Raw genomic sequence first — 4,056 nt, 5'->3', positions numbered from 1 at the left:
CCGACGCCGACGCCGTCGACCTCGCCACCGTCGACCCGGCCTCCTGGCACGCCCAGGTCACCTGGGTCCCCCAGCGTCCAGTGCTCACGCCGGGGACGGTCGCCGAGGCGGTGCTCGGGCCCGACGGCGAGGTCGGCGAGCGCGAGGAGGCCGCCGCCCGCGCCACCGGGCTGGCCGAGGTCCTCGCGGGTCTCCCGCTCGGCTGGGACACCCCCATCGGCCAGGGCGGCGCCGGCCTGTCCCTCGGCCAGCGCCAGCGCCTCGCCCTCACCCGCGCCCTCCTCGACCCGGCCCCGCTCGTCGTCCTCGACGAGCCCTCGGCGCACCTGGACGCCGCGGCCGAGCAGCGCGTGCTCGACGTCGTCGCGACCCTGCGAGCGGAGGGTCGCGCCGTCCTCGTCATCGCGCACCGGCCGCGGCTCATCGACCTCGCCGACGACGTCGTCGAGGTGCACAACGCCCCGGCCGAGCCGCACACCGACGCCGACGCCCGGGTTGGTGAGCGCGCATGAGCTCCGTCGTCGCCCTCACCCCCGCCGAGCGGCGCGCGCTGCGCCGGGCGGTCGACCTGCTCGACCTCAACCGGTGGCGGTTCGTCCTCGCCGTCCTCGCCGGGACGGCCGGTCTGGGCAGCGCGGTCGCCCTGTCGGCGACCTCCGCCTGGCTCATCGCCCGCGCCTCGCAGATGCCGCCGGTGCTGGAGCTCGGCGTCGCGTCCGTCGCCGTGCGGACCTTCGGCATCTCCCGCGGCCTCATGCGCTACGTCGAGCGGCTCGTCTCCCACGACGTCGCCCTGCGCGGCATGGCCACCCTGCGCGAGCGGGTCTACACCACCCTCGCCGACGCCCCCACCGACGTCGTCTCCGGCCTCCAGCGCGGTGAGATGCTCACCCGCACCGGCGCGGACGTCGACTCCGTGGGCGACATCGTCGTCCGCGGCCTGCTGCCCGCCGCGGTCGCCGCCGCCGTCGGCGTCGGGACCGTCACCCTCGTCGCGTGGCTCAACCCGGCGATCGGTGCCGTCCTCGCGGCCTGTCTGCTGATCGCCGGGCTCGTCGGCCCGCTGCTGAGCATGCGCGCGGCGCGGCTCGACGAGCTCGCCCAGGCCGAGGCGCGCAGCGACCTGTCCTCCGGTGCGATGACGATGCTCGAGGGCGCGGCCGAGCTCACCGTCTCCGGCCGTCTCCCCCGCGCCCGCGCCGCCCTCGCCGCCACCGAGCGGCGCCTGGCCCGGGCCAAGGACGCCGCCGCCCGGCCCGCCGCGCTGGCCGCGGGCATCGACCACCTCGCCACCGGCATCGCCGTCCTCGCCGCGCTCGTCATCGGCATCCGGGCCACGGTCGCCGGCACGATGGAGCCGGTCGAGCTCGCCGTCGTCGTCCTCACGCCGCTCGCCGCGTTCGAGGGCACGGCGATGCTGGGCCCCGCCGCGATCCAGCTCGTCCGCTCGGCCGGCGCGGCGATGCGGGTCACCGAGCTGCTCGACCGGGCCCAGGCGCCCTCCTCCGCCCGCCCGGAGCCCGTCCTCGCCGCGGCCCGGGTCGGCGCCGCGCACGAGGAGGCCGCGTCCGAGGGGCCGCACGACACCGCCGAGCGGCCCGGCGCCCACGCGAGGCCCCTCGAGCCGGTGCTGCACGCCGAGGACCTCGCCGTCGGGTGGCCGCGTGCCGGGATCGTCGCGAGCGGTCTCGACCTGGACCTGCGGCCCGGCCGCAGCATCGCCGTCGTCGGCCCCAGCGGCATCGGCAAGACGACCCTCCTGCTCACGCTCGCAGGGCTCATCCCCCCGCTCGGCGGTCGGGTGCTGCTCGGGGACACGCCCGTCGGTGACCTCGACCGGGCCACCGTGAGCGACGCCGTCGTCCTCACCGCCGAGGACGCGCACGTCTTCGCCACGACCGTGCTGGAGAACCTGCGCGTGGCCCGCGGCGACGTCGACGAGGAGGAGGCACGCGAGCTCCTCCACCGCGCCGGCCTCGACGGCTGGCTCGCCGGCCTGCCCGACGGCGTGGGCACCATGCTCGACCCCGAGGCGACGTCGATCTCCGGCGGCGAGCGCCGCCGTCTCCTGCTCGCCCGCGCGCTGGCCAGCCACGCCCCGCTGCTCCTCCTCGACGAGCCGGGCGAGCACCTCGACCCGGCCACCGCGGACCGGCTGGTCGGCGACCTGCTCTCCGCACGCGACTCCGGGCGAGGCGTCCTGCTCGTCACCCACCGCCTCACGCCCCTGGCCGCCGCGGACGAGGTCGTCGTGCTCGGCCCGGGCGGCGAACGGGCTACCGTGATCGCACGAGGCTCCCACGCACACCTGCTCGAGACCGTGCCCTCCTACCGCTGGGCCGTGGAGCAGGAGCTGCGCTGAGGGGCGCACGCACGAGAGAGGACCGTCCATGCCCGACCGCGAGTCGCGCTACCGGCTGCTCGGGGCCGCCATCGGCCTCACCGCGAGCCTCGACACCGACACCGTCATGCGCGGGTTCGTCGACAGCGCCGCGAGCCTCACCGGGGCCCGGTTCGCTGCCCTCGCCGTGCTCGACAGCCGCGGCGAGACGGCGAACTTCGTCTTCCACGGCATGGACGACCAGACGGCCGAGATACTCGGCCACCCGCCTCGCGGCCGCGGCGTCCTCGCCCACATCCCGAACGAGGGGCACCTGCTCATCGAGTCGATCGCCGACCACCCCGCGTTCGGCGGGTGGCCGGAGGGTCACCCGCTCATGCAGAACTTCCTCGGCGTGCCGGTGAAGATCCGCGAGCAGGTCTTCGGCCGGCTCTACCTCGCGGACAAGGAGGGCGGCTTCACCGAGGACGACATCCACGCGATGAAGCAGCTCGCCTCCGCCGCCGCCGTCGCCGTCGTCAACGCCCAGCGCTACGCCGACGCCCTCGACCGCGAGCGGTGGGTCGCCGTCAGCCAGGAGATCACCACCCAGCTCCTGTCCGGCACCGAGGAGGAGGAGGCGCTCGAGCTCATCGCCCAGAAGGTGCGTGAGGTCGCCCGCGCCGACGCCACCCTCATCGTCCTGCCCTCGATCGGCGACACGTGGATGTGCGAGATCGCCGACGGCATCGGCGCCTCCGACCTCATCGGCCAGGTCTTCCCGCAGGAGGGCCGCGCCCGCACCGTCATCGCCAACGGCGTCGGCATGATCGTCGACTCGATGTCCCGCGCCCGCTCCCTGCGGGTGCCCGCCCTGAGCCGTTACGGCCCGGCGCTGTACGCCCCGATGATGGCCCAGGGCACCGGCCGCGGCGTGCTCATCCTCCTGCGGCTGCAGGGCGGCCAGGAGTTCACCAACGCCGACCTCGAGGTCGCCGAGGCGGTGGCCGCGCAGGCCGCCGTCGCCCTCGAGCTCGCCGCCGCCCGGCACGCGCAGGACGTCTCCGCGCTCCTCGAGGAGCGCCAGCGGATCTCCCGCGACCTCCACGACCTCGCCATCCAGCAGCTCTTCGCCACCGGCATGCAGCTCGAGTCCGCCCGCCAGGAGGCGGCGGCGCACGAGGAGACCGCGTGGATCGCCCCCACGGTCGAGTCCGCGCTCACCAGCGTGGACGAGAGCGTGCGTCAGATCCGGTCGATCGTCCACTCCCTCAAGGAGCCGGACGAGGCGGTCGGGCTGGTCGAGCGGCTGCGGCGGGAGACCTCCCTCGCCCGCACCGGCCTGAGCTTCGCGCCCTCGCTCGTCATCGCCGTCGACGGGCGCGTCGTGCGCGACGGCGACGAGGACCTCTCCCCCGGCGCCACCCCGGCCGAGCTCCTCGACTCGCGCGTGGACGACGACATCGCCGACGACGTCGTCGCCGTCGTGCGCGAGGGCCTGGCCAACGCCGCCCGTCACGCCCGCTCCTCCTCCGTCCAGGTGCGCATCACCGTGCGTGGGGCCGGGGTCACCGGGCGGGTGTCGGTGGAGGTCGAGGACGACGGCGTGGGCGTGGACCGCAGCTCCACGCGGCGCTCGGGCCTGGACAACCTCGCGGTGCGCGCCCGGCGGCATGGTGGGACGTTCTCCCTCGCGCGCGCGGAGTCCGGCGAGGGCACCCTGCTCAGCTGGCAGG

At 75.9% G+C, this 4,056-nt stretch carries 3 protein-coding genes; all 3 read left to right on the top strand.

The window, feature by feature from the left end:
- The coding region (locus tag FHE66_RS08630) for an ATP-binding cassette domain-containing protein (protein WP_139072564.1) at positions 1–512 on the top strand (512 nt) is incomplete at its 5' end.
- Positions 509–2,362: a thiol reductant ABC exporter subunit CydC gene (cydC, locus tag FHE66_RS08625; protein ID WP_139072563.1), complete on the top strand. Its 1,854-nt coding sequence runs from the start codon at positions 509–511 to the stop codon at positions 2,360–2,362. The genes FHE66_RS08630 and cydC, both read left to right, overlap by 4 nt.
- Positions 2,363–2,390: 28 nt before the next feature.
- On the top strand, positions 2,391–4,056 hold a 1,666-nt coding region (locus FHE66_RS08620; protein ID WP_139072568.1), incomplete at its 3' end, for a GAF domain-containing sensor histidine kinase.

It is taken from the genome of Georgenia sp. 311 (genome assembly GCF_006151955.1).
Lineage (GTDB): Bacteria > Actinomycetota > Actinomycetes > Actinomycetales > Actinomycetaceae > Oceanitalea > Oceanitalea wutianyii.
Note: the sequence above shows the minus strand (reverse complement) of the source record. Positions and strands in the feature narration are given on the sequence as shown.